Here is a 2,285-nt window from a genome sequence, read left to right on the forward strand (position 1 = left end):
GGTCGGGGGGTGCCAGGGCCACGGCTGTCGGCAGGACGTCACGATCACTGGCCTGAGCGTGGTCACCCGTCCGATGGCGGTAGCGGCCCTGGTCACGCCGCTGACCAGGGCCGACGGCGTGGCCGTCCCAAGGGGGAGCAAAAGTTCGGATTTGCGGTACTAGTTAGGTTTAGCCATGATAGGGCCAGGGTAACCGCTCATCCTGACGGTTGCTTCGGCTGCGCTCCTGGCGTGCGAGACCTCGCGGGCGCCGGGCGGTGTGTCGAGCGCGGTGGGACGATGATGTCCGTGACGGTTGTGACCTGGCCGTGTACCTACGGTGAGATTAGCATCATCGACACGTAAAGTGAGGTTGCATGTACAGTCCGAGGTGCGACGTGTCTGGACGTCGGTGCCCCGTTCCGGGCACCCGGTCTCAGCTCGCTCTCTGAACGTGACGGTCACCAACAACGCGGTCATCAGCGTGGCCCTCGGTTACGTCGAGGCGAACCCGGATGACGTGGACCTCATCCGGTCCCTCATCGTCCTGGCGCTGCATGGTCCGTCGATCATCGCCCGTGATACCACTCCCGCGCATGTCACCTGCCGCGCCGCCATCGTGTCGCCGGACTGGCGCGTCCTGGAGGTCCGCGACGCGCCGTCGTCCGGCTGGCAGTTGCCGACCGGTCATCTGGAGGTGGACGACGCGTCCCTGCTCGGCGCCGCGCTGGGTCTGGCGTCCCGCCGCGGCGGCGTCGACCCGAACATGGTGATCCCCGACGGCATCGTCCCCGTCGACGTGGACGCGACGATCGCCCCGGCCGTGCCCGTGCTCGGCGAACCCGAACACGTCCACTACAACGTGACCTACCTGTTCCACGTCGAGGATCGGGACCTGGCCGTCTCCGACGCCCGCGCGCACGCCGTGCGCTGGGTCGACCCGGCCACGATCCCCGGCCAGCTGGGCACCAGACTCGTGCGGATGTCACGCGAGGCCCGCCTGGTGCGCTGAGGCGGGTGTCGGGGCCGGCTGGCCGTCCCCGACGGTGGCCGGGTCAGTCGGACGTCGGCGCGGGGCCCAGCCAGGCCCTGCTGCCGAAGCTCCCGACTGACCTGCTGGCGACCCCGGACGCCGAGGTGAGCGCGGCGACCAGATCGGCTCGGCGGGCGCCGGCGCCCTGGGCGACCGCCCAGGCGAAGGCGCCGTGCAGCACATCGCCGGCGCCCAGGGTGTCCACCGCGTGGACGGCGGGCGGCGTGACCGTCCCGTGACCCGTGGCGTCCGCCCAGCGGATCGGACCGGGGCCGGCGGTGACCGCCGCGAACGACGGCCCCTGCGCCAGCAGATACCGCAACGTCCGCGTGACCGCATCCCCGCCGTCGGCGCGGGTCGGTGGGCGGAAGGCGGCGCCGCTGATCACGATGTCGAGGGGGGGAGCAGCCGGTCGGTGCCGGGTTTCCAGGAGCCGGCGTCGAGGATCACCAGCGGTCGGCGCCCGATCCCGGACCTGGACCGGACGGCGGCCAGCGCGGTCAGGATCTCGAGTGCGGCCGCGGGCTGATGACCATCCAGCAGGACGACGGACGCCCGCGGGAGCAGGGCACCCGCCTCGGCGCAGGCCCTCGCCATGGCCGCCTCCGGTGGCATGCCGTCCGGCGGTGTGCCGTCCGGTGCTGTGCGGCCCGGTGGTGTGGGCGGCGGCTGGCCGTGGGCGGAGACCACCGCCCGCTGGCCGGTCGAGGCGCTGACCATGATGGCCGAGATGGGCAGGGTGGCCGCGTCCGGACGAAGATCGAGCGTGGTGACGCCGGCCGCGGCGAGATCCGCGCGCACGGCCTGGGCGAGCGGGCCGGTGCCGATGGCGCTCACCAGAACCGCCCGGCCACCCAGGTGCGCGAAGGTCACCGCGGCCCCGGTCGCCGGTCCGCCGGCGGCGGTCATGAACTGTTCGGCCACGATCTTCTCGTCGGCGTCCGGTGGTCGCCGCACCTGATAGACGGTGTCGAACGTGGTCAGGCCGATGAACAACCCCAGGGGCGGTGGCCTGTCGGTCGGGGACGGTGGGTGTGCGCTCACCCGTCCATTCTCGGCGCCGGCCGGGTGCTGACTCCGGCAGCGGATCGTGCCGGAGTCCCACGGCACGCGCGCTGCGGGATATTCCCGGGGGTCATACCTCCGAGTGCGTTTCCTTCGCTGCCGGATAGCGCCGATGCGGCAGGCTGCTGACGGCCGCCGGCACCCTCGTTCGTGGGTATCCGGAACATCGGGACGGAAACATGCCCGTGTTACTTCACGGTTCTCTGGT

General features: G+C 71.8%; 3 protein-coding genes. 1 reads left to right on the forward strand and 2 read right to left on the reverse strand.

Annotated elements, in window-relative coordinates; genetic code table 11:
* The first annotated feature begins 433 nt into the window (after positions 1 to 433).
* A complete protein-coding gene (locus G6R24_RS20355; protein ID WP_163550749.1) occupies positions 434 to 991 on the forward strand; it encodes an NUDIX hydrolase in 558 nt (185 codons plus the stop codon).
* 43 nt (positions 992 to 1,034) lie between these two features.
* Here G6R24_RS20355 and G6R24_RS23040 read toward each other — a convergent pair whose 3' ends face one another.
* Both G6R24_RS23040 and G6R24_RS23045 read right to left on the reverse strand, forming a co-directional pair.
* Positions 1,035 to 1,400, reverse strand: coding sequence for a PfkB family carbohydrate kinase (locus G6R24_RS23040; RefSeq protein ID WP_225438859.1), 366 nt, complete (start codon positions 1,398 to 1,400; stop codon positions 1,035 to 1,037).
* Entirely contained in the window at positions 1,397 to 2,056 is a 660-nt protein-coding gene (locus G6R24_RS23045; protein ID WP_225438860.1) for a PfkB family carbohydrate kinase, read from the reverse strand. The genes G6R24_RS23040 and G6R24_RS23045 overlap by 4 nt, the downstream gene beginning before the upstream one ends.
* Positions 2,057 to 2,285: the final 229 nt, after the last annotated feature.

It is taken from the genome of Candidatus Frankia nodulisporulans, assembly GCF_902806475.1.
Lineage (GTDB): Bacteria > Actinomycetota > Actinomycetes > Frankiales > Frankiaceae > Frankia > Frankia umida.